The sequence below is a fragment of the Corallococcus sp. AB018 genome, from assembly GCF_003986945.1.
GTDB lineage: Bacteria > Myxococcota > Myxococcia > Myxococcales > Myxococcaceae > Corallococcus > Corallococcus exiguus.
In genome coordinates this window covers 58,793-81,976 of sequence record NZ_RAWR01000002.1, presented here as the reverse complement: position 1 = coordinate 81,976, position 23,184 = coordinate 58,793, and the positions used below count along the sequence as shown (strand labels likewise).

At 70.5% G+C, this 23,184-nt stretch carries 21 protein-coding genes; 11 read left to right on the top strand and 10 right to left on the bottom strand.

The features are described from left to right. Positions 1–48 precede the first annotated feature (48 nt). The 3 genes from D7Y11_RS00720 to D7Y11_RS00710 are packed head-to-tail and all read right to left on the bottom strand — an operon-like array spanning position 49 to position 1,886. The gene (locus D7Y11_RS00720; RefSeq protein ID WP_120578325.1) at positions 49–501 is read right to left on the bottom strand and encodes an Rrf2 family transcriptional regulator; all 453 of its coding nucleotides are present in this window, start codon (positions 499–501) and stop codon (positions 49–51) included. 1 nt (position 502) lies between these two features. Further along, entirely contained in the window at positions 503–1,498 is a 996-nt protein-coding gene (locus D7Y11_RS00715) for a 2Fe-2S iron-sulfur cluster-binding protein (RefSeq protein ID WP_126932763.1), read from the bottom strand. 22 nt (positions 1,499–1,520) lie between these two features. Further along, positions 1,521–1,886: a group 1 truncated hemoglobin gene (locus tag D7Y11_RS00710; RefSeq protein WP_120576998.1), complete on the bottom strand. Its 366-nt coding sequence runs from the start codon at positions 1,884–1,886 to the stop codon at positions 1,521–1,523. 185 nt (positions 1,887–2,071) lie between these two features. Here D7Y11_RS00710 and D7Y11_RS00705 point away from each other — a divergent pair, with 185 nt between their 5' ends. The 5 genes from D7Y11_RS00705 to D7Y11_RS00685 all read left to right on the top strand — a co-directional run bounded on the left by D7Y11_RS00705 (position 2,072) and on the right by D7Y11_RS00685 (position 5,712). Then, positions 2,072–2,362, top strand: coding sequence for a hypothetical protein (locus D7Y11_RS00705; protein ID WP_126932762.1), 291 nt, complete (start codon positions 2,072–2,074; stop codon positions 2,360–2,362). Then, positions 2,325–2,654 (top strand): hypothetical protein, encoded by a 330-nt coding sequence (locus tag D7Y11_RS00700; RefSeq protein WP_126932761.1) that lies wholly within the window; start codon positions 2,325–2,327, stop codon positions 2,652–2,654. Before D7Y11_RS00705 ends, D7Y11_RS00700 begins: the two co-directional genes overlap by 38 nt. A 134-nt stretch (positions 2,655–2,788) precedes the next feature. After that, entirely contained in the window at positions 2,789–3,058 is a 270-nt protein-coding gene (locus D7Y11_RS00695; protein ID WP_120576996.1) for a GlsB/YeaQ/YmgE family stress response membrane protein, read from the top strand. A 283-nt stretch (positions 3,059–3,341) separates the two neighbouring features. Further along, positions 3,342–4,418 carry a hypothetical protein gene (locus D7Y11_RS00690; protein ID WP_126932760.1) on the top strand — a complete coding sequence of 359 codons (1,077 nt, stop codon included), beginning with the start codon at positions 3,342–3,344 and terminating at the stop codon, positions 4,416–4,418. A 25-nt stretch (positions 4,419–4,443) separates the two neighbouring features. After that, positions 4,444–5,712 carry a hypothetical protein gene (locus D7Y11_RS00685; protein ID WP_126932759.1) on the top strand — a complete coding sequence of 423 codons (1,269 nt, stop codon included), beginning with the start codon at positions 4,444–4,446 and terminating at the stop codon, positions 5,710–5,712. A gap of 50 nt (positions 5,713–5,762) precedes the next feature. On the opposite strand, the gene D7Y11_RS00680 is transcribed toward D7Y11_RS00685, so the two are convergent. The 4 genes from D7Y11_RS00680 to D7Y11_RS00665 all read right to left on the bottom strand — a co-directional run bounded on the left by D7Y11_RS00680 (position 5,763) and on the right by D7Y11_RS00665 (position 12,093). After that, positions 5,763–6,695 carry a hypothetical protein gene (locus D7Y11_RS00680; protein WP_120576993.1) on the bottom strand — a complete coding sequence of 311 codons (933 nt, stop codon included), beginning with the start codon at positions 6,693–6,695 and terminating at the stop codon, positions 5,763–5,765. 55 nt (positions 6,696–6,750) lie between these two features. Beyond that, positions 6,751–8,094 (bottom strand): sigma 54-interacting transcriptional regulator, encoded by a 1,344-nt coding sequence (locus tag D7Y11_RS00675; protein ID WP_233596999.1) that lies wholly within the window; start codon positions 8,092–8,094, stop codon positions 6,751–6,753. A gap of 54 nt (positions 8,095–8,148) precedes the next feature. Further along, the gene (locus D7Y11_RS00670) at positions 8,149–10,965 is read right to left on the bottom strand and encodes a protein kinase (RefSeq protein WP_126932758.1); all 2,817 of its coding nucleotides are present in this window, start codon (positions 10,963–10,965) and stop codon (positions 8,149–8,151) included. A gap of 351 nt (positions 10,966–11,316) precedes the next feature. Further along, positions 11,317–12,093: an RNA ligase family protein gene (locus D7Y11_RS00665; protein WP_126932757.1), complete on the bottom strand. Its 777-nt coding sequence runs from the start codon at positions 12,091–12,093 to the stop codon at positions 11,317–11,319. 102 nt (positions 12,094–12,195) lie between these two features. Here D7Y11_RS00665 and D7Y11_RS00660 point away from each other — a divergent pair, with 102 nt between their 5' ends. Next, complete coding sequence (locus tag D7Y11_RS00660; protein WP_126932756.1) at positions 12,196–12,531, top strand: hypothetical protein; 336 nt, start codon at positions 12,196–12,198, stop codon at positions 12,529–12,531. Between the two features lie 4 nt (positions 12,532–12,535). Continuing rightward, positions 12,536–13,063, top strand: coding sequence for a hypothetical protein (locus tag D7Y11_RS00655; protein WP_120576989.1), 528 nt, complete (start codon positions 12,536–12,538; stop codon positions 13,061–13,063). Between the two features lie 285 nt (positions 13,064–13,348). On the opposite strand, the gene D7Y11_RS00650 is transcribed toward D7Y11_RS00655, so the two are convergent. Continuing rightward, on the bottom strand, positions 13,349–14,176 hold the full coding sequence (locus D7Y11_RS00650) for a RimK family alpha-L-glutamate ligase (protein ID WP_120576988.1): 828 nt from the start codon (positions 14,174–14,176) through the stop codon (positions 13,349–13,351). A gap of 155 nt (positions 14,177–14,331) precedes the next feature. On the opposite strand from D7Y11_RS00650, the gene D7Y11_RS00645 reads away from it, so the two are divergent. Together D7Y11_RS00645 and D7Y11_RS00640 are read left to right on the top strand one after the other, a co-directional pair. After that, positions 14,332–16,635, top strand: coding sequence for a thioredoxin family protein (locus D7Y11_RS00645; protein ID WP_126932755.1), 2,304 nt, complete (start codon positions 14,332–14,334; stop codon positions 16,633–16,635). A gap of 2 nt (positions 16,636–16,637) precedes the next feature. Beyond that, complete coding sequence (locus tag D7Y11_RS00640; RefSeq protein WP_126932754.1) at positions 16,638–18,179, top strand: FHA domain-containing protein; 1,542 nt, start codon at positions 16,638–16,640, stop codon at positions 18,177–18,179. Between the two features lie 5 nt (positions 18,180–18,184). Here the strand turns inward: D7Y11_RS00640 and D7Y11_RS00635 are convergent, their stop codons facing one another. Beyond that, entirely contained in the window at positions 18,185–19,534 is a 1,350-nt protein-coding gene (locus D7Y11_RS00635; RefSeq protein ID WP_233607159.1) for an MFS transporter, read from the bottom strand. A 244-nt stretch (positions 19,535–19,778) separates the two neighbouring features. Between D7Y11_RS00635 and D7Y11_RS00630 the strand changes: the two genes are divergently transcribed. Together D7Y11_RS00630 and D7Y11_RS00625 are read left to right on the top strand one after the other, a co-directional pair. Continuing rightward, entirely contained in the window at positions 19,779–21,014 is a 1,236-nt protein-coding gene (locus D7Y11_RS00630; RefSeq protein WP_121753768.1) for an acetyl-CoA C-acetyltransferase, read from the top strand. 174 nt (positions 21,015–21,188) lie between these two features. Further along, a complete protein-coding gene (locus D7Y11_RS00625; protein WP_120576984.1) occupies positions 21,189–22,490 on the top strand; it encodes an MgtC/SapB family protein in 1,302 nt (433 codons plus the stop codon). Between the two features lie 9 nt (positions 22,491–22,499). Here the strand turns inward: D7Y11_RS00625 and D7Y11_RS00620 are convergent, their stop codons facing one another. Next, positions 22,500–23,099 carry a TetR/AcrR family transcriptional regulator gene (locus D7Y11_RS00620; protein WP_233607158.1) on the bottom strand — a complete coding sequence of 200 codons (600 nt, stop codon included), beginning with the start codon at positions 23,097–23,099 and terminating at the stop codon, positions 22,500–22,502. Positions 23,100–23,184 lie beyond the last annotated feature (85 nt).

Genomic DNA, 23,184 nt, shown 5'->3' with positions numbered 1-23,184 from the left:
TGCTGACCGTCCCCTGCTCCAACAGGCGTGAGGTGAGCCCGGGCGCGCCTACCCCTGTGGCGCGGCCGGCGTCAGCAGCAGGTCGGACAGGCCCGGCCTGGAGCGCCGCAGCAGGTCCTCCAGCGAGTACTTGTCCAACGTGGCGAGGAACGCGTCGCGCGCCTCCGCCAGCACTCCCTTGAGGCCGCACGCGGGCGCGATGGGGCACGTGTTGCGCTCCTTGTCGAAGCACTCCACCAGGTGGAAGTCCGGCTCGGCCGCGCGCACCACCTTGCCCAGCCGGATGTCTTTCGGGGCCTTCGCCAGCAGCACGCCGCCGGCCCGCCCGGGCTTCACCTCCACGTGTCCCTCCTGCGCCAGCGTCTGCACCACGCGCACCAGGTGGTGCTTGGAGATGCCGTAGGCGTCCGCCATCTCCTGCGTGGACGACGGCCGCCCGGGACGTGCCGCCAGGTACATGAGGACGCGCAGCGAGTAGTCGGCGTGAAGGGTCAGGTGCAAGTCAGGCGGCTCCGGCGACGGGCCCCGCTCGCGGCAGGCTCGGCAGGAAGGCATCCGCGTGGATGTCCTTCAGCGAGAACCCCGCGAGAAAGAGCTTCTTGCGCAGGGATAGCACCGCTTCGGGGTTGCCGCAGAGGAACGCTCGCCAGCCCACCGGCCGCTTCGGGAGGCAGGTGAGGACCTTCGCATCCAGGGCCCCCTCCTCCACCTCCCCACCTCCGCCCGCCAGCACGACGGGCCGGTAGTGAACGTTTGGATGGCGCGCCGCCAGCGCCCTCAGCGCGTCCACCAGGTACAGCCCGGCCGGCTCCCTCGCCCCGTGGAACAGGTGGATGGGGCCGGTGTGGCCCGCCTCCAGCGAGTCCCTCAGGATTCCATACAGCGGCGCGAGCCCCGTGCCCGTCCCCGCCAGCAGCAGCGGCGCCTCCGGCTGTCCGGGCACGTAGAAGCAATCCCCAGCCGGCCCCTGCACGTCCACCCGGTCGCCGTGCCGGACCTCGCGTGCGAACCAGCCGCTCATGGCGCCCCCGGGCACGAGCCGCACGTGAAGCTCCAGCCGGCCCTCGCGAGGCAGGCTCGCCAGCGAGTAGCTGCGCGCGAGCCCGTCCGCGCGCACCACCGTGACGTACTGCCCCGCGCGATAGTCGAGTGGCGTCTCCACCTCCAGCCGCACCGCGAACACGTCCTCGCTGAACGACTCCAGCTCCACCACGCGCGCGGGGACGCGCAGCTCCGACGCTCCCGCCACCTCCAGCGCCGTGCCCTCCTGGGGCCGGCACATGCACGCGAGGAAGTAGCCGCGCGCCCGCAGCGTGTCCTTGAGCCCCACCTGCGCGGCCTCGGGCACCGCGCCCGAGGTCGCTCGCATCAGGCAGGACTGGCAGGCCCCTGCCCGGCACGCATGCGGCACGCGCACGCCCTGGCGCAGCAGTCCGTCCAGCACCGTCTCTCCGGGCTCCAACGGGTACCACTCGGATTCATGCCGCACCTTCGCCATGACGTGCCTCCTGCAGGTTGCTTCAGCGGTTCAAGACGTCCGCACGCGCCCCTTCGGCGACGGCCATCACCTGGCCCACCAGGTCCGCGGGCACGCCCAGCTCCTCCAGCGTCTCCTTCAGGTGCCCGGCCACCGCGTCGAAGTGCGTCCCGTTCAGCCCGCGGTCCACCAGGTGCTTGTGTCCCGCGCGCATGTCCTTGCCCGAGTAGTTCGCGGGCCCGCCGGTCACCATCGTCAGGAACGCCTTCTGCTTCGCGGCCTGGCGCTCCATGTCCACGTCCTCGAAGAAGTGGCTGATGCGCTCGTCGGCCAGCACCTTCCGGTAGAAGACGTCGACCGCCGCCGCCATCGCCGGCTCTCCGCCAATCTTCTCGTACACGCTCGTCATGACTTCGCTCCCTTTCCGGGCCCACGCCCCGTAAAGATGCATTCAGGATGCATCTTTAAACGGAACGCCGTCAATGCCCCCGGCATCGGGCTAACTTCTGGCGCCTGTGCCATCGCCTCATGCTCGCCGTCGTGTCTGTGTTCGTCCTGGCAGGCTGCGGAACGCCTGCCTGGCGAGTCAGAGCCGTGCCTCGCGAGGAAATCCAGTTGCCTCGCATCGAGCCGTCCGTGGTGTTGGAGTTGCCGCCGCGGGGCTCCGTGGTGCAGGCCACGCTGGGGGACGGCACGCCGCTGTGGGTGGTGCACCGGGCGGACGGCACCGTCTCCGTCTTCTCCGCCCTCATCCCCCGGACGAGCGATGAGGTCTCCGTGGGGCTCACCTATTGGATCCCCAGATGCGGCGCTTCATTGGCGTCTATGTCTGGGATGACCGGGGACCGTGCTGGGCAACCAGGGTTGGGACGCGTGCACGGGTGAGTGTCCCTCCACCGACGACATGCCCGACTCGGCGCGCGACCTGGACGCGTTCCAGGTGGAGCGGCTCGAAGGCGAGCCCGCGCGCATCCGCGTGGGTGCGCCCATCGCCGGCGCATGGCGGCGGATGTCCCGAAGCCCCCTTCCCTCCTGGTCCCAGGAACCGCGCGAGGGCATCACGCCTCTGCTGTCCCTGGGGCAGGCGCTGGCGCTCCCCGAAGGCACCATCGTCAACGTCAGGGGCACCGCGGTGCTCGCCAGCGCGTCGCCGCCCCGCGTGCCCATCTGCAAGTAGGCGGGAGGCTTCAAGTCTGGATTCCACCCGGGCGCCGCCTGCCTGCCTGCCCTGCCGTCGCCCTTGGGGGAGGGGCGAGCGCGGCCGGGAATCATGCCCATGTTTCGCCCATCACCTCGATGGGAGGAAGAGACATGGCGCTGGAAGCAATCCTGTTGTGGGCGGTAATCGGCCTCATCGCTGGATGGCTCGCGTCCGCGGTGGTGGGCGGTGGCTACGGCCTGATTGGCGATATCGTCGTGGGCGTGGTGGGCGCGTTCCTGGGAGGTTTCATCCTCCGGGCGCTCGGCACGGGAGCCCCATTTGGCGGCATCGCGGGCACCATCTTCGTGGCGTTCATCGGAGCAGTGGTGCTGCTGCTGATACTGCGGCTCATCCATTCGAGCACGGCCCGAAGGGTCTGATCCGCACGGCCTGAATCCGCGGCGACTTCTCGCGCGGGGCGCATTGCGTCCCGCGCGAGTCGTGCTTTCGGGCCTGATGACGCCAGACACCAGGGGCCTGACGGCAGTCATCAGGGCGGGGGCCTTCCGCTCCCATGGCAGCGTCCGTCCCCTGAGGAGTTCCAAGGGTTTACCTCGTTGAGAAGCGTGTGGGGCGCATGGCACGCGCCGTGCTCTAGCCCCCCACATCGCTGAACCGGCCGGTGTCCGAAGCCGGCCCATCCAATCTCCGAGGAACACCGCCATGGCGCTCTCCCCCCTGTCGAAGTCGTCCGTTGCCAGCTCCTCCTTCTCGCCCCGCACGTCCGCCACGGAGCTCTCCAGCCCGGTGGCGCGCCCCACGGCGGTGACGGCGGACGCGGGGCAGGCCAAGAGCGGCCCGGGTTCGCTCCAGGGGATGTTCCAGGCGGATGGCTTCGACGCGCCGGCGGGCGTGGGCAAGAAGGGCGCGCTCCAGGGCGGCAATCCCATGGAGCAGCTGGCCGAGATGGTCCAGATGCTGAAGCAGCTGGTGGAGATGCTCGGTGGAATGAACGGCGCCGGTGCGCAGCAGGGCGCCGGTGCGCAGCAGGGCGCCGCCGCTCCGGGCATCGAGGGCGCAGCCGGTGCGCAGCAGGGCGGCGTGCCGGACCTGGGTGGCGAGGGCGCGGGCTCCAGCGCGGCCCCTGCTCCTGCCGCGGCGCAGGCGGCCTCCGCCGCGCAGGGCGCCCCGGCCCCGGCGGCCCCCCAGAAGGACGCGGCCGTCGCCGGTCCCCAGTCCGTGGGCGACTCGAGCGCGGCGAAGGGCAAGAACACCATCACCCTCAACAACGACGGCAACAAGCCGATGACGGTGAACTTCACCCCCAACGCGGGCGAGAAGGCCGTCGACTCCGTCACGCTGAAGCCCGGTGAGAGCCGCACGGTGCAGTTCCCGGACAACTGGTCCGGCAACTTCCGCAGCGACAACGGCGACGGCAAGAACGCGACGCTCGGTGAAGTGAAGTTCGACGGCGGGTTCGGGAACACCTACTACGACGTCAGCTACATCGAGGGTCACAACACCTCGATGACCATCCAGCCGGACGGCGGCGGCCGCCTGTCGGGCACGATGGACAACCTGCTCTCCTCCGCGCCTGACTCCGTGAAGGCCAAGGGAGCGGACGGCTCCGCGTACGGCATCAAGAAGAGCACCACGTCCAACGTGCAGGATCCGGAGGTGGTAGACTTCTTCCGCAAGCACGTTGGCGCGGATCAGGGCTACGTCATCCCCACGGACGACGCGAGCACGCTGGGCAGCAAGAACAGCAACCTGGTCGTCCACCTGAAGGACCTGGCCTGATTCCCCTCAACCGAGGCCCCCATCCATGAGCGTCCGCCTTCCGTCTGGTCTTCCCCGCCCGGGCCTGCCCCTGCAGAGCCCCGCGCAGGAGAAGGAGGAGAAGGCGCAGTCCGGTGAAGGCAAGTCATCGGGCAAGGCCACAGGGAAGGGCGGCACCGGAAAGGGAGGCGTCGCCGTCAAGGGCGGCTCCGCGAAGGGCGCCTCCGCCAAGGGAGGCCTCGAGCAGAGCGGCCCCCAGGACGGCATGGACTTCGGCCGCTCGGGCGAGCCGGAGCGCAATGAAGGCGGCGGCGCCAGGGCGCCGCAGCAACAGGCAGGGATGGCGTCCGGCACCTCGCAGGGCGCCGCCAGCCTGGGCACCCTGGAGCAGCCCCCTGCCCTCGCGGCCCAGACGCCCCAGACGGCCCCGGCGCTCCCTCAGCCTCCGCCCATGGCGCAGCAGGTGCCAGTGGCGCCCCAGCTCGAGCGCCGGCCCGCCGCTTCCGAATCCTCCCGCGAGCGCACCGCCTCGGACGGCCAGTCGTCGGATGCCGCGAAGCAGGCGATGGAGGGCCGCGCGAAGCTGCGCATCGCCGTCCTCCACCGGCTCCACCGCGGCCTCACGGAGGTGGAGGGGAAGATGAGCGCCTTCCTCGCCAACCCCGGCCGCCAGGGCGTCGTCACCCTGCCGGTGGTGCTGAGCGTGAGCACCGTCACCTTCGAGTGGTGGAAGTCCGCGAACGCGGTCCCCGAGGACCGGGCCTACCTGGCCCAGGTCCTGGGCGAGCCCGGCACGGCGGATGACGCCACGCTCATGGGCACGCTGCGCGCGGAGATTGGTCAGGCCTTCGCGGAGTTCCCGCGCACGCCGCAGGGCGTGGAGGCCCGGAAGCTGTACGACGCCGTCCTCCAGAAGTACGAGGCCGCCCGCATCCAGCCCATCATCGCGGGCCACGACAGCGGCCCCGTGGTGGAGGAGTGCGCGCGGCTGGGCCTGTCCTGCGAGATGGACTTCACCCGCTCCCTGCTCTTGTCGCCGTGGATGCTGGCCACCAGCCAGAGCCCGGAAGAGGGCAACGCGACGCAGGTGATGGTGGCGGGACTCACGCTGCCCCAGCTGGGCGCGCTGGTGGGCCACCTGCGCCAGCTCAACCCGCTGCTCAGCAATCCCCAGCTGCGCGCGCTGCTGCTGCGCGCCTCCACGGACAAGCGGCTGGCGCTGCGCAAGGTGATGGGCCTGCAGGAGGTGGAGCAGGTCCAGGAGCTGGCGCGCCAGCTGCTGCGGCTCCAGGCCGTGCAACACCTCACCGTCTGAAGCCCACGCGGCGGATGGACTCCAGTCCATCCGCCGTCAGTCTTTACGGCCTATGAGGACTCGCGGCCGAAGTTGGCCATGGCGCGGGAGCCGCCACCGTCCGTGTTGCCCAGCGCGACGGCCTTCTCCCCGCCCTCCTGCGCGGCCTGGGCCTCCGACATGCCCTGGGCGCTTTCGACGATCATCTGCCCGCCGCCCTGGTGCCGGTTCCAGCTGATGTCCACGGAGTCCGCGAGCCTCTGGGCGTCCACCGGAATCTTGGAGCCGGTGCTGGGGTCCTTGAGCAGGTAGCGGCCCTGGTCGTCCTTGCCCTCCACGGAGACCCAGTGCGCGCGGCCCGTCTCCCCCGGCTTCGTCGTGGGGTCCACCAGGCTGGAGTCCACCATCACCGCGCCCTTGGCGCCGCGCGCGAGCGCGTCATCCAGGGCCTTGGTGTCGAGCTTGGACGACGTCTGAGTCACCTTCGTGCCCTGGTTCGCCAGCATGTTGGACAGCTCATGCGGCGACGTGCCCTGGCCCTGCGTGAAGCGCGACTCCAGCGCGGCCATCTTGTCCTTGTCCGACGCGGGCTGCGTCTTGCTGGTGCCAATGTCCTTGCCCAGCATCACCGCCACCGCGGCGCCGCAGTCATTCTGATTGGCCTGCTTGACGACCTCGGGGTCCGTCCCCGCGGCGTCCCAGCCGCCAATCTCCGGAGCCTGGGGCGCGTTCGCGAGCGTCCCCTGGACGCCCAGGTCCTGCGCCGAAGCGCCCGACACCGGCTGGAAGCGGTTCGCCCATGCCTGATTGAGGGCCTGCACCGCCGCGAAGGCGTCCGTGGCCTGCTCCGTCTGCACGGGGGTGGGCGCGCCCTCCACCTGCGAGACGACCTTCTCCTCCGGCAACCCGACCTGCTGCGCGGTCTGCTGCGGCACGGCGGCGGGCTTCACCTCCGCCAGTTGCTGGAAGGTACGGAGGAGATTGGAGGAAAGATTCACGCTCACGGTCGTGCTCCGGGGGGGAGGGGGGATGTCATCCTACCTGTGATGCCGCCCCGTGTTAAGGCTCCCCGGATGGATCCAACCCGTGCTTGCGCAGGAGTTTCCGGAGGTAGACACGGTCGATATCAGCTTCGCGAGAAGCCCTGGAAATGTTGCCTTCGCAGCGCTCGATGAGGTTCTTCAGGTAGTCACGTTCGAACACTTCGATGAGGTGTTCTTTTGCTTCCTTGAAGGGCAGGTCCAGATCCGGACCCTTGCGGCCGTCCGCGCCCTGGGGCGCCTCCAGGTCCGGAAGTGCCTCCTCGCCCAGGTTGACGACCTGTTCCACCACGTTGCGCAGCTCGCGCACGTTGCCGGGCCAGGGGTACTGCATGAGCAGCGCGCGCGTCTGATCCGACAGCGCGCCCGGCTGCCGGCCCATCAGCTTGAGCATGTGGTCGATGAGGAGCGGGATGTCCTCCGGGCGCTCGCGCAGCGCGGGCAGCGTCACGCGCAGCACGGCGAGCCGGTGGAAGAGGTCGCGGCGGAACTTCCCCTGCTGGACGGCCTGCTCCAGGTTCACGTGCGAGGCGGCCACCACGCGCACGTTCACCGTGAAGTAGTCGTTGCCGCCCACGCGCTTCACCTGCCGACGCTCCAGCACGCGCAACAGGCGCGGCTGCAGGTCCAGGGGCAGCTCGCCAATCTCGTCCAGGAAGACGGTGCCGTTCTGCGCGCGCTCGAAGGCACCGGCGCGGTCGCCCTGGGCGCCGGTGAAGGAGCCCTTCACGTGGCCGAAGAGCTCGGACTCGATGAGGGTGGAGGGCACACCCGCCAGGTCCACGATGACGAAGGGGCCCTTGGCGCGCGGGCTCAGCTGGTGGATGGCCTCCGCGCACAGGTCCTTGCCCGTGCCCGTCTCGCCGTGGATGAGCACGTCCGCGCCGCCGGGCGCCAGGCGCTCCAGCACGGTGAAGGCCTCGCGCATCTTGCGGCTTGTGCCCACGAGCGCGCCGAAGCGGTCCCGCGAGGACAGGGGCAGCGAGCGCTCGCGCGTGTCCTCCGGCACCAGCTTCAGCTCGGTGGTGCCCAGGGTGATGACGCTGCCGGGGCGCAGCTCCATGGCGGTGAAGCGCAGGCCCTCCACGAACGAGCCGTTGTGCGAGCCCAGGTCCGTGGCGACGACGTGCTCGGCGTGCACCTCCAGCTTCAGGTGCTGGCGGGAGACGGCCTTGTCGGTGAGGACGATGTCACACGTGGGGGCCTTTCCCACTGTGTACGTCCCCTGTTTGAGCGGGTGGGCCTTGCCGGCTTCCGCGCCGGAAAGCACCCGGAGCACCATCCGCACCTGTCCCGCCCGGCCCCGCTGCAGGGTGGCCGTGGCATCCAGGAGCTCCTCGTCCTCGTCTGGGGGCAGCGACACGGCGGGGGACGGTAGCACGCCCCGCCACGGTCGCCAGCAGCCGTGCGTGACGTCCTACCTGCGCCGGCCGCGAGAAGGCTTGCGGGCAGGTGGACGCGGGGAGTCCTTGGGCAGGCTCTCCAGCCACGAGTCCACCTCGCCCACGCGCTCGTCCATCCCGGACTCGCTGAAGCGCTCGCGGGCGCGGGTGGCCTCGCCCCGGGCCTCCGCCAGCGCCTCCGGAGACTGGCCCGTCTGGTACAGCGCCCGCGCCAGCGCGAAGCCGGACTCCGCCAGCGCATCCGGGGGCGCGGACGCGAAGGACACCGCCATCTGGAGCGGCGCCACGGAGTCGCGCGCCCGGCCCAGGCCCAGCAGCGCCTGGCCCACGCCGTCGTAGGACGGCTGGAGTCCCTCGTCGCCCTCGGGCAGCTGCTCGCGCTTGAGGGCCACGGCCTGCTCGTAGGTCTTCAGCGCGTCGTCGTAGCGCTTCATCCCCAGCTGGCACATGCCCAGTTCGTCCAGCGCCTCCGCCACCTGCGCGCTCTTCTCGCCGTGCAGGGTCTTGTAGAGGTCCACCACCGCCTGGGCATGTGGCAGGGCGCGCTCGGGCTGGCCGGCGTCTCGCAGGGCCAGGGACACCAGGCCGTGCCGGTTGGCCATGTCCGGATGCACCGGGCCCACCGCCGCCTGGGTCTTCGCGAGCGACGCCTCCAGGAGCGGCACCGCCCCCTTGGCGTCGCCGGTGCCCAGCACCAGCCGGCCCAGGAGGAAGAGCGCCCGCGCGCGCTTGGGGTGCTCGGGTGGCAGCGCCTTGTCGTAGAGGGCGCTCGCCTCCGTCAGCCGCTTGCGGGCCTCCTCCATGTGGCCCTGGGACATGGCGAGGTTGGCCTGGTTCACCTTCACGTCTGCTTCCAGCGCGGGCTCACCGCCCAGCCGCTGGAGGGTGGCCTCCGCCAGCTCGCCCCAGTTCGCCGCCGGGTCGTAGTGCTTCTGGCCGTCCTCCACGTAGAGGAGCTTGTTGAGGATGGCGACCTTCAACCGGTCCGCCCTGCCCGCCTCCGCGTCGAACACGGCGCGCGACAGCAGGCGGGACGCTTCCGGCGACTGGCCCGTCTGTTCCTGGAGCCAGCCCAGGTGGAAGCGCATCTCCGCCTTCAGCGGCAGGTAGCCCGTCTTCTCCACCGGCGCCTCCAGCGCCTTCACCGCGGTGAGCGCCGCCGGGTAGCGGCCCGCGTCCACCTGCGCGCGCACCTCCGCCAGCTGATCCTCCAGCGCTTCAATGGTGCCGCGCAGGGCGGGGTCGGAGGGGCGGCGCTGCTGCTCGGCCAGTCCCTCCACGTCCTCGCACTCATGCAGCGCGGGCAGCGCATGCACCATGTCCACGGACTTCACCACCATGGCGGCGTCCGCGCTCGCGAGCAGGTCCACCGTGGCGCGCAGGTCCTTGCGGCGGCGCTCCAGGCACACCACCTGCCGGTCCAGCTGCTCCTCCGGCTTCACGCCGCTCACGCGCGCGTCCTCGCACGCCTGGACGCGCTGGTGCTTCCACGCGTCCGCGTACTGCCCCAGCACCTGCACGGCGCGGACGGCCATCCCTTCCGCGAAGGGCTTCCCGGTGGCGCGGAAGGCGGACTCCAGCTTCGCCTTCGCGTCCGGCGTCCACACGGTGTCCATCAGCGCGCCCGCGTCCACGCACACCTGGGACTGCTGCCACGCCACGCCGCCCGCCACCGCGAGCGCGGTGGTCATGGCGCCCGCCGCTCCCAGCCAGCGCTTGCGCTGCCCGAGGCGCTGCTCCTGGGAGAGCGCGTCCAGCAGGGCCTGCATGGACGGGAAGCGCGCGTCCACGTCCAGCGCCAGCCCGCGCAGCACCGCCTGCCGCACCCAACCGGGCACCTTCGCGTCGCGCGGGGGCTCGCGGATGAGCACGGGCGGCGGCGCGATGACGGGGATCGCCTTCGCGGGCGCGTTCAGCGACTGCGTGCCGCCCAGGGACTGCGTGCCGGTGGCCTCCTCCAACTCCGCGCTCCGGCTGGCGGACGCGTAGGCCTTGATGCTGCCCGGGTCGAAGGGGCGCGTGCCGTAGAGCGCGCCGTAGAGCGCCGCACAGAAGCTGAACTGGTCCGTGCGCGCGTCCAGCTGCGTGCCCCGGAACTGCTCCGGGGACATGTAGTTGGGCGTGCCCACCAGCAGTCCCGCTTCGGTGAGCGTGGTGTCCAGCATGCGCCGGTCCGAGGACTCCAGGACCTGCGCCTCCTCCGGAGAGACGGGGGCCTCCGGTCCGTCGCCCACCTGCCGCGCCAGGCCGAAGTCCGTCACGTAGACGCGGCCCGCGTGGCTCACCAGCACGTTGGCGGGCTTGAAGTCGCGGTGCACCAGCCCCGCCGAGTGCGCGGCCTGCAGTCCCCTGCCCGCCTGGAGGTAGCGCTCCAGCACTTCCCGCCAGGAAGGCTTCGCCTCCTTCAGCCACGAGCCCAGCGTGCCGCCCTCCACCAGCTCCATGGCGACGAAGACCTGGTCGCCCCACATGCCCACGTCGAAGACGGGGATGACGTTGGGATGGGAGACGCGCGCCATGGCCTGCGCTTCACGCAAGAGCCGGGACCGCGCCTCCTCGTTGTCGTGGTTGGCGTTCGGGTGCAGCAGCTTCAGGGCAATCTTGCGGTCCAGGTCCGGGTCATAGGCGGCGTACACCACGCCCATGCCGCCCTGCCCCAGCTTGCGCAGCAGCAGGTAGCGGCCCACCTGGGGAACGGGCGGGACGTCCTCCGCGCGGCGCGGACGGGGGCCCGTTCCATATCCCGAGCCCCGGCCCGTCCCCGCGCCCGAGCGCACGGAGTCCGAGTTGCCGGTGCCTGTGTTTCGCCTTCCGGTGTCTCTCTTCGTCATGGGCCGTGACCTGATCCGCGAGTCTACCGCCGGCCCTCGCCCGCTCCGAACATCCTTCCGCGACGCGTCAGCCCCGCCCGCCTGCCTGGTGACGGCCGTCATCAGCTCCAGGACCGCAGTCACCAGGGGCCGCCGTCAGCGTGGGACACAAACCCCTGGAATCAGGGAGGGCTCGGCGGGCCGGAGGCTGGCACGCCAGACGCAATGGGTACGGACAACGCGGGCAAGTTCGGGGTGCAGACAGACCTCATCCGCGACAGGCCACATGAATATCGCCGAGCCGCATCGCTACTGAATGCGTGGTTCGGATGGAGGCGGCGGTGAACGGAGACACCGCCGCCTTCTTGCTTTTCAGCGCTTCGCACGCAGCGTGCGCTCGTAGTCCTCGTAACGCAGCTTCGCGATGGTGCGACGGTCGCGGGTGCGAACGACGATGCCCTCCGGGTGCTGCCCTGCCCCGGCATCCAACGCGCACCGGGTCGCGGGCGCGTGCGAGCGCAGCCAGGCGAACGCTCCCTCCAGGTCCTTCGGCATCGCGGCGCCGTCCTCTTCGAGGATGCGCGGCGTGGTCTCCAGGCTGTGCTCGCGGGTGAAGGCCATGAGCGCGTCCTCGGTCACGAAGGGCTGGCCTCCGGATTCGCGCCAGCCGGAGAGCTGCGCCGCGGACCAGGTGAGGGGCGTCTCGTAGTCGGTGAGACGAACCACGTCGAAGACGCGGTAGCCCACGCGCTTCTCGCCCGTGTACTGCTTGCTGTGGGCGGTGACGTTGCCGCCGTACACCTCGCCGAAGACGACGGTGATGCCGCCCGCGTCGAGCCGCTTCTCACGCAGGGCGTCCGCCACCGGGCGCAGGTGCTCCACGATGCCCAGGGCCGGGTTCCCGATGAGGTCACCGCTCGCGTAGAGGAGTTCCTCGCGGCTGCCGAGCAGGTACGTGCCGTCCGGAAGGAACACGATGCGCGCGTTGGTGCCATCCACCTTCTCCGTGCCGACCACGGGCCCGTCGAACGCGATGGCGGGTTCGGCCAGCCGGCCCTTGTCTCCCAGCGTGTGGTACGTCGGGATGGACGGGTACTTCGTCAGCGAGTTGAGCGTGCGCAGGTTGGCGGTGCGGACGGAGATGGTCATGGCGCGGCCTCGGGGTGTGAGGGGCGACGGTAGCAAAAGCCCCGGTCAGGCTCGCGGGACGCGGCCGTCCGCCGGGGCCTGACACACGGGAGGTTCGGACGCATGGGCATGTACGGAGAGGTCCTGGGCATCGGCCCGTTCCGCCGCGAGCTGGTGCCGTTCCTCCAGCAGCCGGAAGCGTGGCATCGGAACACCCGCGACGGGGCCATCATCGTCGTCTCCGTGTTCCTGGCGCCGGAGGGCAGCTCGCGCAGCCGGGAGCTGGCTGGATGCATGGGAGCGGAGGCGTGGGACTTCAACACCCACGCGCTCGACCCATGGCGTGTGGACATGGAGGCGGTGCGGCGGTTCCTGTACCCCGGCGAGGAGCACCGGCTGGAGTGCTTCCTGCGTCTGCGGGACGCGGGTTTCGAGTTCTTCTTCCAACCGAACGGCTAGCCCCATGTCCCCTTCTTTTTCGCTCTCCGCGAAGGACGCGGAGACGGTGCTGGACACCTTCGACCGGGAGGGCCTGATCGAAGCCTTGTTGCTCGTGCGTCAGTGCCTGGACGTGGACCTCTTCGACATCGGCAACGCCGTGGAACCGCTGCTCCGGAACGCGGGCCGTCTCGCCTCGCTTCCGGAGGCGAAGGTGGAGGCGCAGGTGCTTGCCACGGGCGTTTTCCGCCGCGAGTTGGCGGACCACATGGATTACGGCGCCGAGCGGAACACCGACACGCGAGAGGGCACGCGGGTCATCGCGTCGTTCTTCGTCGGCGGGATGGGGGCCTTCCATGCGGAGGTGCTCGCCCGCTGCATGGGCGCGGAGGCGTGGGACTTCAACACGCACGCCCTCGTCCCCGAGCGCATGCGCGTCCAGGACCTGGCCCACCTCTGGATGGATGACGGCCTGCTGACGCGGTTCCACACGCTGAGAGATGCGGGGTTCCGGTTCTATTTCCGGATGCCAACCTGGGGCTCCACCCCCTGAGGCTCACTTCACCGTGAGCACACGCGTGCCGGTGTCCCGCACGCCCTTCCAGTCCGTCACGGTGAGACTCGCGCGGTACGTGCCCTTCGCCGTCCGGGGGAAGGAGGAACTCCCAGGGTGCCAGCCTGTCGGACAGGTTTCCGGCAAGCACGCCCGACGGGCGGCCTCTGCCCGTGGCTTCATCCTTGCTTCCGCGCAGGCACGACTTCGCGCCCCACCGCTCCCCCGTCCGTGGTCCCCCCGGTGCCCGCTCCGGCACACCGTGGCGGCGTCGCCGCGCTCTCCTCAGCGCTGGCGCATCCGGACACGCAGACACTCCGCGACGTCCTCCCGCAGCTCCTCCGGGAAGCCGGACAGGCCTGGCGTGTCATTGCATTCCAGCAGCGTGTAGGCGCCGTCCTTCGCCTGGAGGAAGTCCAGGCCCAGCACGTCCGCGCCCAGATGCCGCATGGCCCGGCGCGTGTGCTCCGCGAGCTCCGGCGGCGGGTCGATGACCTGGTACTTGCGCGTGTCGACGTTGGCCTTCCAACCCGCGCTCGCCCGCGTCATCGCCCACATGCGCTCGCCCACCGCGAGGCAGCGGACGTCGCGCTCGTAGTCAATGAAGGGCTCGACGACCGCGTAGTCGTCCGCGGCGAAGAGGAGGTCCGCGATCTCCGGCCACGCCCCAGCGTCGCGCACCAGCGCCTTGCCCAGCCCCGCGTGGTGATTGCCAACCTTGACGACGAACGGCACGGGCCGCTCCAGCCGGCGCAGCATGTCGTCGCCGAGCGCGGCGTCGAACGGAATGACCGGCAGCCCCGCCTCACGCATCTCCGCCAGCATCGACAACCGGTCGTGACAGCGCGCCAGCACGGACGCCGGGTTGGAGCAGGGCACACCGCTCAGGCGGATGAGCTCCAGCGTCGCGCGGTGCCTGGGGTCCGGGCGGATGGCGCCCACGCGCCAGAGCACGCCGTCCAGCCGTGTCGCGGACTCGCGGTTGACGCACCAGAGGTCGCCACCGCGCAGGACCCAGGAACACTCCTGAAGCCTGCGGAAGACGACCTCGTATTCCGGGAAGTAGCGCTGCCAGTACTGTTCACCGTTGATGACCACGAGGGTGGGCCGCATCCGGTCATCGTTCCATGTCCCGCCCCCTGCTGCTCGCGGACGCACCCTCCGTGCCTGTCCGGGCTGGACGGAAGCCGGACTCCCCGTGACGCGCCGGTTGACGCGCGCCCCCGGCGCCCCTCTTATCTGCCTCTCCCCTTGAGCAGGAGTTCCCGTTGGCAGGCGTACCGGTCGAATTGACCCCGGAGGATTTCGAAGCAGTCACCCAGAAGCCCGGCATGTGCGTCGTGGACTTCTGGGCACCGTGGTGTGAACCCTGCCATGAGTTCGCTCCGGTCTTCTCCGAGGCCGCCGCGCGGTTCCCGGACATCACCTTCGCCCGGCTCGACGCGGAGGCCCACGAAGCCGTGGCCGAGCCGCTGGGCATCGACGCGTACCCCACCATCGTCGCGTTCAAGGACGGGCTGGAGGTCCGCCGCGTCTCCGAGGCGCTGTCCCCCGAGGCGCTGGACCGGCTGCTGGTCGCGCTGCGAGCCGTGGACGTCTCCGAGGAGGAGCGCCGCAAGACGAACCGCGAGCGGACCGAGGCGGGCGAGCTCCCCACCGGAGTCCCCGAAGGCGCCATCTGGGACGACGGCGACGAGGAGTGGTCCTTCGGCCCGAAGGACGCCAAGGGCCGGCCGCACGGCACGTGGCGGTACTGGCGCGCCGACGGCACCCTCTGCAACGAATGCATCATGGTGCAGGGCAATCCGCACGGCCCATTCAGGCGATTCCACGAGGACGGAGCGGTGTCCCAGGAGGGCGCCTTCGAGCAGGGCCAGCTCCACGGCCCCCGCACCTGGATTGCCTCCGACGGCTTCACCTCCGAGCGCATGCACGAAGGCGGCGTGAGCGAGCGCGTGCGCAAGACGGTGATGCACTACGACCGCGGCACCGTGCGGCAGGTGGAGCACTTCAACGGCGACGGCCAGCGCGTGGTGCCCTCCACCGGCGAGCCCTACCCCACCCGTCCGGCCCACCTGCCCGAGGACGCGGAGCTGCGCGAGGACCTCAACCAGTGGGCCAAGGTCACGCTCAACGCGGACCGCGAGCGCCACGGCCTCACCCGCTTCTGGGACGCGCAGGGACAGCTGCTCTGGGAGGCCGAGTTCGACAACGGACGGCGGCACGGGCGCTACTGGTCGCGCGCGGAGGACACCTACGCGGACTTCCGCGTCCATTTCGAGGAGGGCCGGGCGGAGGGCGACTTCGCGTGCGGCGAGTGGGCCCTGATGGACGCGCAGCGGGCGGTGGTGCTCAAGCGCGACCTGGGCCTGGCCATGGATGAGCAGACGCTGGCGCGCTCGCCGGTGTTCTCCAACCTCCCCCGGAGCGCGGAAGGCTGGCGCGAGCTGGCGAAGGAGGCCCGCGCGGACCGGCGCTACCGCGAGGCCCTGCTGGCCACGGCACGGGCGTGCGCCACGTCGCTGGACGTCCAGCCGCTGAAGCAAGGCCTGGAGGAGCTGACGCTGCCGCGCACACAGGACTCGGCTCGACAGGTCGCGGACAGCGTGGTGGGGAATGCGGGACAGGCGTGGGCCCCCATGGCGGACGCGCTCATGCGCGGCGGTGAGGCGGCCACGCTGCTGCGGGGCTACGCGGTGCTGCTGGACCAGACGGACCGGCCTCGCGCGGCGCTGGACTTCCTGCACGCGGCGATGCTGCTCGCGCCGGAGCGCAAGGCGTACCTGTTCACGCGCGGCCTCATCCTGTTGAACCTGGGCGTGGCGGATCAGGTGCAGAAGGACGCGGAGGGGCTCGCGGAAGCGGAGCCGGACACCGCCCGGTTCCTGGCCACGTACGCGCGGGCGTTGTTCCCCCGGTTCGACTTCTGGGCGGGACAGGAGCCTCCGAGCTGCACCTACGACGGCCTGCCGGAGAAGCCCGCACAGTCCCTGGAGGCCATCCAGCAGCTGGTGCGCAAGTACGCCACGCGGCTCCAGGCGATTCGCGGCGCGCTGCTCCAGCGGTACAAGCCCGGCGCGGCGGTGTCCTGGCTGCCGCCGGACCTGTCGGGCCTGCTGGGTGATGGGCCCGTGGAGCTGAAGCAGGAAGAGATGGAGTTGGGCGAGGACGAGCAGGTGGAGATCGACGAGACGCTCAACCTGGAGATGGGGTTCGCGGACCTGACGCTGATGCTGCGCGGGGACTGGAGCGCGCTGTCGTGGCTGCTGTGGTCGTGCGGCGAGACGACGTTCAAGATGCCCACGCGCATCGCGCCGCCGGCGGGTTACGGACAGGCCGCGGGACAGGCCTCGCAGCGACTGTGGCAGAGCCGGGACCGCAAGTTCCGGGGCAATTCCAGCGCGACGAAGCCCGGCCAGGGATTCCTCTTCGAAGGCGTGGCGCTGGGCGACCTGCACCCGAACCTGGTGTCCATCGCGGAGCGGCAGTACGCGGAGACGCAAGCGATGTTCTATTGGCTCAATGACCCGGACAATGTCTCTCCGTGGCAGAGCAATCTGAGGGGCAGCTAGGCATGAATCGGATTCGTGAAACCATCGAGGTCGCGGAGCCCCTGTGGCGGGCGCTGGAGCAGATGAGCCACGACCTGGGCGTGGACCGGAATGCCCTGGTCGCGCAGGCGCTGTTCATGCTCGCGAGACAGAACGGGTACGTGGCGCCCACGCCCGTGGCGCTCGGGGCGACGGACGCGGGTGGGCCCGTGCGGGCTCCGGCGGCCCGTGCCCCTGAGCCCGTGGTGCGTGTGGCGGAGCGCCCCGCGGCTGTCGCTGTCCCCGCGGCTGCCGTCGTCCCAGCGGCTGTTGCTGTCCCCGCGGCTGCCGTCGTCCCCGCGAAGGAGACCGTGGCCGCCGCTCCTGCCGCGGCAGCGGTGTCCGAACCCGTGAAGGCACAGTCCTCCGTGGACGAGGCCGCTCACGCGCGGGCGCGCATGCAGGAGGTCCTCGCGGCGGTGGATGCGGTCTCGCAGCCCCGAGACGTGCCGGTGGCGTCCGACGAGGAGGAGGAGGCGGACGAGGAGGAAGAATCCGACTCCGATGAGGACTCAGACGACGAGGAGTCCGACGACGAAGCGGCTGACGAATCCTCGGACGACGAGGAGTCCGACGAAGAAGCGGCTGACGAATCCTCGGACGACGAGGAGTCCGACGACGAATCTTCGGATGACGAGGAGTCCGACGACGAATCTTCGGATGACGAGGAGTCCGACGACGAATCTTCGGATGACGAGGAGTCCGAGGAAGAGGACTCGGACGACGAGGAGCCTGACGACGACGCGGCTGACGAATCTTCGGACGACGAGAGCGCATCCGAGGCGGCGGCCGCCGCGGGCTCGGACGACGATGACGAGTCGCAGTCCTCCGAAGACGACGACGCATCCGCGGCCGACATCGCAGCGGCGATCGGCTCCGAGGAACGCCCCGGCACCGACGAGGACGACGACTCCGAGCCCGAAGAGGCCAAGACGGGAGAGGAGGCCACGGGCTCCGAGAAAGACGACGCGGACGATGAGGCCGCCGCACAAGCAGCCGCATCCGGCGAAGATGCCGAGCAGGCCGACGCGCCCGCCGAGGACGAAGAGCAGGACTCGGGCTCGAACGAATCCGAGGAGCAGGACCTGCCCTTCGTGGCGCCTCCGGCCGCGAAGGCCCCCGCCGCCCGCAAGCAGGGCCGTGTGCTCCGTCCCTCCGAGCCCGAGGACGCCGCGCCCCCGGAGTCCAACCGGGCCCGCAAGCCCGCCCCCGCCGCACGGGCCCCCGCGCGCATGGACCTGTTCGTGCGGCTGAGCCCGGATGGCCCCGCCACGCGGGTGGACGTGGAGCGCTTCACGCTGGGACGCGGCCCGCAGTGCAGCCTCGTCGTGAAGTCCGGCAGGGTCTCCCGCGAGCACGCCATCGTCGTGCGCGATGGCGCTGACTACTTCATCGAGGACCTGGGCTCGTCCAACGGGACCTGGATCAACCACCAGCGCATCAAGCGCCAGAAGATCGCGGACGGGGACACCTTCAACCTGGGGACCGAAGCCGTGTACTTCTCCCTCCAGCCCTCCGAGGACTGACGCGCTCAGGACTCCCGTGAAGGATTGCGGATGCCCAGGGCGGAGGTGACTCCGCCCAGCACCAGCAGCACGGCGGAGACGAGCATCGCCCGGTGGAAGCCCGCGACGTCCAGTCGAGGGCCCACGATGAGCCCCGCGAACGCGATGGCGATGAGCCCCGCGACCCGGGCGATGGCGTTGTTGATGGCCGAGCCGATGCCCGCCTGCGCCTTGTGCACGGACCCGAGCACCGCCGCCGTCAACGGCGCCACCGTCGTCGTCAGCCCCAGCCCGAACACCAGCACGCCCGGCAGCATCTGCGTCCAGAAGTCCAGCGGCGTGCCGACGCGAAGCATGAGCAGGAACCCGGCGCCCGCGACACACGGGCCCACCGCCATGAACAGGCGCGGCCCGAACCGGCCCGCGAGCCCACCGAACGTCGACGACAGCAGCAACATGATGATCGTCGTCGGCAGCAGCACCAACCCCGCCATCGTCGCGCGGAAGCCTCCCACCTGCTGGAGGAACAGCGTGATGAGGAACTGGCTCAGCGCCAGCGCTCCGTAGATGAACGTCGTGGCCAGGTTGCCCACCCAGAAGTTCCGCACTCGGAAGAGGCCCAGGGGCATCATCGGGTGTGGCGACCGCCGCTCCTGCCAGAGGAACGCGATGAACGCCGGCACGCCCACGCCCAGCGACGCCAGCACCGTGGGATGCGTCCAGCCCACCGTCCCCTGCTCAATCAGCGCGTAGACGGGACCGCCCAATCCCACGCACGCGAGCACGGCCCCCAACACGTCGATGCGCGCGCCTTCCGGGCGGGTGGGCTCCTCCATGCGCGCGAGCAGCGCCAGCGTCAGCCCGATGGGCAGCACGTTGATGGCGAAGATCCAACGCCAGCCCACCGTGTCCACCAGCAGTCCGCCCACCAGCGGCCCCGCGATGAACGCCCCGCCCGTCCAGCCGGTCCACGCGCCAATGGCCTTCGCCTGTTCGGGGCCGGAGAAGAAGGACAGGATGAGCGCCAGCGAGCCCGGCACCAGGAGCGCGCCCGTGGCCCCCTGCAACGCACGCGCGAGGATGAGCACCGCGCCCGTCGGAGCCACCGCGCACAGGAGCGATGTGGCCCCGAAGCCCAACAGCCCCAACCGCAGGATGCGCTTGCGCCCGAACACATCCGACAGTGAGCCCGCGGCCAGCATCAGCGAGCCCAGCGTGATGAGGTAGGCATCCACCACCCACTGCTGGAGGCTGAGCCCACCGCCCAGGTCCCGCACCATCGCGGGCAGCGCGACGTTGATGATCGCCCCGTCCAGGAACGTGACGAGCGAGGCGAGCACGGCGATTCCCAGGACCAGCCGCTGTGGAGGCGTCAAGGTATCCGCCGACTCCCCAAGGTGTGCCGCACGCGCCCGGGGAGGTCGGGACGCTCATGGCCTTGTAGCGAGCCTCCTGCCGCGCTGTCTGCCCCGGTCGCCGTGGACTTCCAGCTCATCAACACTGCCGCCCCTGGCGTCCAGGGCTCCAGAAGTTGCACGCCCCCCGTGGGCTCCCACCCCAGGTCGCCTTGACTTACAAATTACGCCGATAATATTACATTCGAAATCAAAGGAGCCGCACATGACCGCCAGCTACATCATCGACGCCGTCCGGACCCCGCGTGGGCGCGGGAAGATGGGCAAGGGGGCCCTGACCGGACTGCATCCTCAGGAGCTGCTCGCCCAGACGCTCAACGCGCTCCAGCGGCGCGGCGGCTGGGATGCTCGGGAGGTGGGCGACGTCATCGCGGGGTGCGTGTCGCAGGTGAATGAGCAGGGCGCGAACATCGCTCGCAACGCGGTGCTCGCGGCGGGGTGGCCGCAGGAGGTGTCCGCCGTGTCGCTCAACCGCTTCTGCGGCTCCGGGCTCCAGGCGGTGAACTTCGGCGCCATGGGTGTCGCCTCCGGCGCCATGGACTTCGTGGTGACGGGCGGCGTGGAGAGCATGTCGCACCTGTCGCTGGGCGCGGACGGCGGCGGCCAGGACGGCGGCAACGTGCGGCTGCGCGAGCGCGTCTACCAGGTGCCCCAGGGCATCAGCGCGGACCTCATCGCGACGTTGGAGGGCATCACCCGCGAGGACGTGGACGCGTGGGCCCTGCGCTCGCAGCGACAGGCGGCCCGCGCCATCGAGGAGAACCGCTTCGCCAAGGCCCTCTTCGCCGTGAAGGACCCGGCCACCGGCGCCGTGCTGCTGGAGCGCGACGAGTACCCTCGCCCGGACACCACCGCGCAGGGCCTGGCCGCGCTCAAGCCCGCGTTCGTCGCCATGGGCGGGACGGCCGTGGGCCCGAACGGCGAGACGCTGGATGGCATCGCGCTTGCCGCGTATCCGCAGGCGAAGCGCATCCAGCACGTGCACACCGCGGGCAACTCCAGCGGCATCGTGGACGGGGCCGCCGTGGTGGCGTTGGCGTCCGAGCGCTACGTGAAGGAGAAGGGGCTCAAGCCCCGCGCCCGCATCCGCGCCATGGCGACGCTGGGCACCGAGCCGCTCCTCATGCTCACCGCCCCCGCGCCCGTGAGCGAGAAGGCCCTGCGCATGGCCGGGATGAAGGCCGGAGACATCGACCTGTGGGAGATCAACGAGGCCTTCGCCGCCGTGGTCCTCCAGACGACGCGCGCGCTGGGCATCGACCCGGACCGGGTGAACGTCAACGGCGGCTCCATCGCGCTGGGCCACCCGCTGGGCGCCACGGGCGCGATGCTCCTGGGCACCGCCCTGGATGAGCTGGAGCGAACGGGCAAGCAGACGGCGCTCATCACCATGTGCATCGGTGGCGGCCAGGGCATCGCCACCATCATCGAGCGCATCTAGCGCCTGGCGTCCGGCAGGCGGCCGCCCCCTCGCGAGCACCTCGCGTGCTCGCCGGGCGGATGCGTTGACAGGAACCATCGTCTCCGACATTAGGAAGGGTCGCTCCCGCAGGCACCGGGGCGCGCGGTCCAGTCGTCTTCGCTGGCCGTGAGGCCTGAGAGACTGGAGCGCCCCATGGATGCACCCGCAGAGCTGCCCCCCCTCATTGCCCAGGCGTCGCAATGGCCCATGGCGCCCGTGATGACCCGGGTGGGGCTGGCCATCGCCATTGGCCTCTTCATTGGCCTGGAGCGAGAGCACAGCCGCAAGACGGGCGTGCGCACGTTCGCGCTCACCGCGCTGATGGGCTGTCTGGGCGGGCTCACCGGTCAGTCCTTCGCGTTGGTGTCCGCGGGCTTCGTCACGCTGCTGGTGCTGCTGATGAACGTCCGGGAGCTGATGCTCCACCAGCGCCTGGCGCTCACCACGTCCACCGCCCTGATGGTGGTGGCCTTCTGCGGCATCCTGTGCGGCATGGGCCACACGTTCACGCCCATCGTCGTGGGCGTGCTGACGACGGCGCTGCTCGCATGGAAGCAGTCCATCGTGGGCTTCGTGGGCGGATTGTCGGACAAGGAGCTGCGCTCCGCCGTCCTGCTCGCGGTGCTGACGTTCGTCGTGTTCCCCGTGCTGCCCGCGCATCCGGTGGACCCATGGGGCCTCATCGAGCCCCAGTCCAACTGGGCCAGCGTCATCATCATCGCGGCGGTGGGCTTCGTGAACTACATGCTCATGAAGACGCTGGGGCCCAAGGGCATGGAGGTCACCGCGTTCTTCGGCGGGCTGGTGAACAGCCGCAAGGTCATCGTGGAGCTGGCCACGCGCCTGAAGGAGGTGGGCGCGCCGCTGCTTCCTTCCGCCTACCGGGGCATCCTCCTGGCCACCGTCGCGATGCTGCTGCGCAATGGCCTCATCGTCATCATCTTCGCCTCGCAGGCCGCCGTGCACTGCGCCATCCCGTTCACGTTCATGCTGCTGGTGAGCGCGGTGCTGTGGCGCCGCTCTCCCGTGCAGGCGTCCACGGAGGGCACGCCCCGCCTGGCGTTGGAGTCGCCCTTCCGCCTGATGGCGGCCCTCAAGTTCGGCGGCGTGTTCCTGGCGCTCAACGTCGCGGGCGCGCTGGCGCAGCGCAACTTCGGGTCCGGGAGCTTCTACTTCGTCAGCATCCTGGGGGGCTTCCTGTCGAGCGCGTCGTCCATCGCCTCGGCCGCCACGCTCATCAGCCACAACGAGATTTCCGCGGTCACGGGCGTCAACGGCGTCATCCTCTCCAGCCTCACCAGCATCGTGGTGAACATCCCGCTCATCCGGAGCATGGCGAAGGAGGCGTCCTTCCGGCGCCGCGTGTCCACCGCGCTGCTGGCCGTGGCGGTGGTGGGGCTGGTGGGCGTGGGGCTCAACCTGATGGTCTTCGAGACCCTCCTCCACCACACCTGAAGCCGGGCGTCAGGCGTCCACGAAGGACACCAGCGCGTCGCGGATGGCGTCGAACGGCGCGATGTCTCGGCGGGCGCGGCAGAGGATCAACGCGCCCTCCACCGAGGCCAGGATGAGGGACGCCGCGCTGGCCGCCTTCGCCTTCGGCAATCCCGCCGTGGCGAGCCGCGCCTCCAGCTCGCGCTCCCAGGAAATGAAGACCTTCGCCGCGCGCGCGCCCAGCTCCGGGTGCGCGAGCCGCTCGTTCGCCACCGCCGCGATGGCGCAGCCCGCCTGACAGTCGGTCTTCACCAGCACCTTGCGCCAGGCCTCGAAGAAGCGCTGCACCACCTGCGCCGGGGTCGCGCCCTCACCTTCTCTCAATGCCGTGAGCACGCGCGCTCCCACCAGCGCGATGGCCTCCGCCGCGAGCGCGTCCTTCCCATCCGGGAAGTGGTGGTAGATGGAACCCCGGGGCGCACCACTGCGCTCGATGACCTCCGAGAACGACGTGCCCGCCAGGCCCCGCTCGCTGAGGAGCGCGGCGGCCGCGTACACCATCCGCTCCCGCGGGGTCCTTTCGGACGCGACCGCAGCCGCCTCCTCCTGCTTCTTCGTTCGCCGGGCCATCGGTCCCCATTGACTATGACGAGCGTCTTAATTAGTTCTGGGGCACGACTATGACAACCGTCATAGTGAACAAGGACCCCCGCCC

Coding starts and splice junctions, on each gene's coding strand:
- D7Y11_RS00630 (WP_121753768.1), top strand. CDS start 19,779: ATGACCGCCAGCTACATCATCGACGCCGTCCGGACCCCGCGTGGGCGC.
- D7Y11_RS00715 (WP_126932763.1), bottom strand. CDS start 1,498: ATGGCGAAGGTGCGGCATGAATCCGAGTGGTACCCGTTGGAGCCCGGA.
- D7Y11_RS00695 (WP_120576996.1), top strand. CDS start 2,789: ATGGCGCTGGAAGCAATCCTGTTGTGGGCGGTAATCGGCCTCATCGCT.
- D7Y11_RS00660 (WP_126932756.1), top strand. CDS start 12,196: ATGGGCATGTACGGAGAGGTCCTGGGCATCGGCCCGTTCCGCCGCGAG.
- D7Y11_RS00625 (WP_120576984.1), top strand. CDS start 21,189: ATGGATGCACCCGCAGAGCTGCCCCCCCTCATTGCCCAGGCGTCGCAA.
- D7Y11_RS00710 (WP_120576998.1), bottom strand. CDS start 1,886: ATGACGAGCGTGTACGAGAAGATTGGCGGAGAGCCGGCGATGGCGGCG.
- D7Y11_RS00670 (WP_126932758.1), bottom strand. CDS start 10,965: ATGACGAAGAGAGACACCGGAAGGCGAAACACAGGCACCGGCAACTCG.
- D7Y11_RS00620 (WP_233607158.1), bottom strand. CDS start 23,099: ATGGCCCGGCGAACGAAGAAGCAGGAGGAGGCGGCTGCGGTCGCGTCC.
- D7Y11_RS00685 (WP_126932759.1), top strand. CDS start 4,444: ATGAGCGTCCGCCTTCCGTCTGGTCTTCCCCGCCCGGGCCTGCCCCTG.
- D7Y11_RS00655 (WP_120576989.1), top strand. CDS start 12,536: ATGTCCCCTTCTTTTTCGCTCTCCGCGAAGGACGCGGAGACGGTGCTG.
- D7Y11_RS00665 (WP_126932757.1), bottom strand. CDS start 12,093: ATGACCATCTCCGTCCGCACCGCCAACCTGCGCACGCTCAACTCGCTG.
- D7Y11_RS00650 (WP_120576988.1), bottom strand. CDS start 14,176: ATGCGGCCCACCCTCGTGGTCATCAACGGTGAACAGTACTGGCAGCGC.
- D7Y11_RS00690 (WP_126932760.1), top strand. CDS start 3,342: ATGGCGCTCTCCCCCCTGTCGAAGTCGTCCGTTGCCAGCTCCTCCTTC.
- D7Y11_RS00640 (WP_126932754.1), top strand. CDS start 16,638: ATGAATCGGATTCGTGAAACCATCGAGGTCGCGGAGCCCCTGTGGCGG.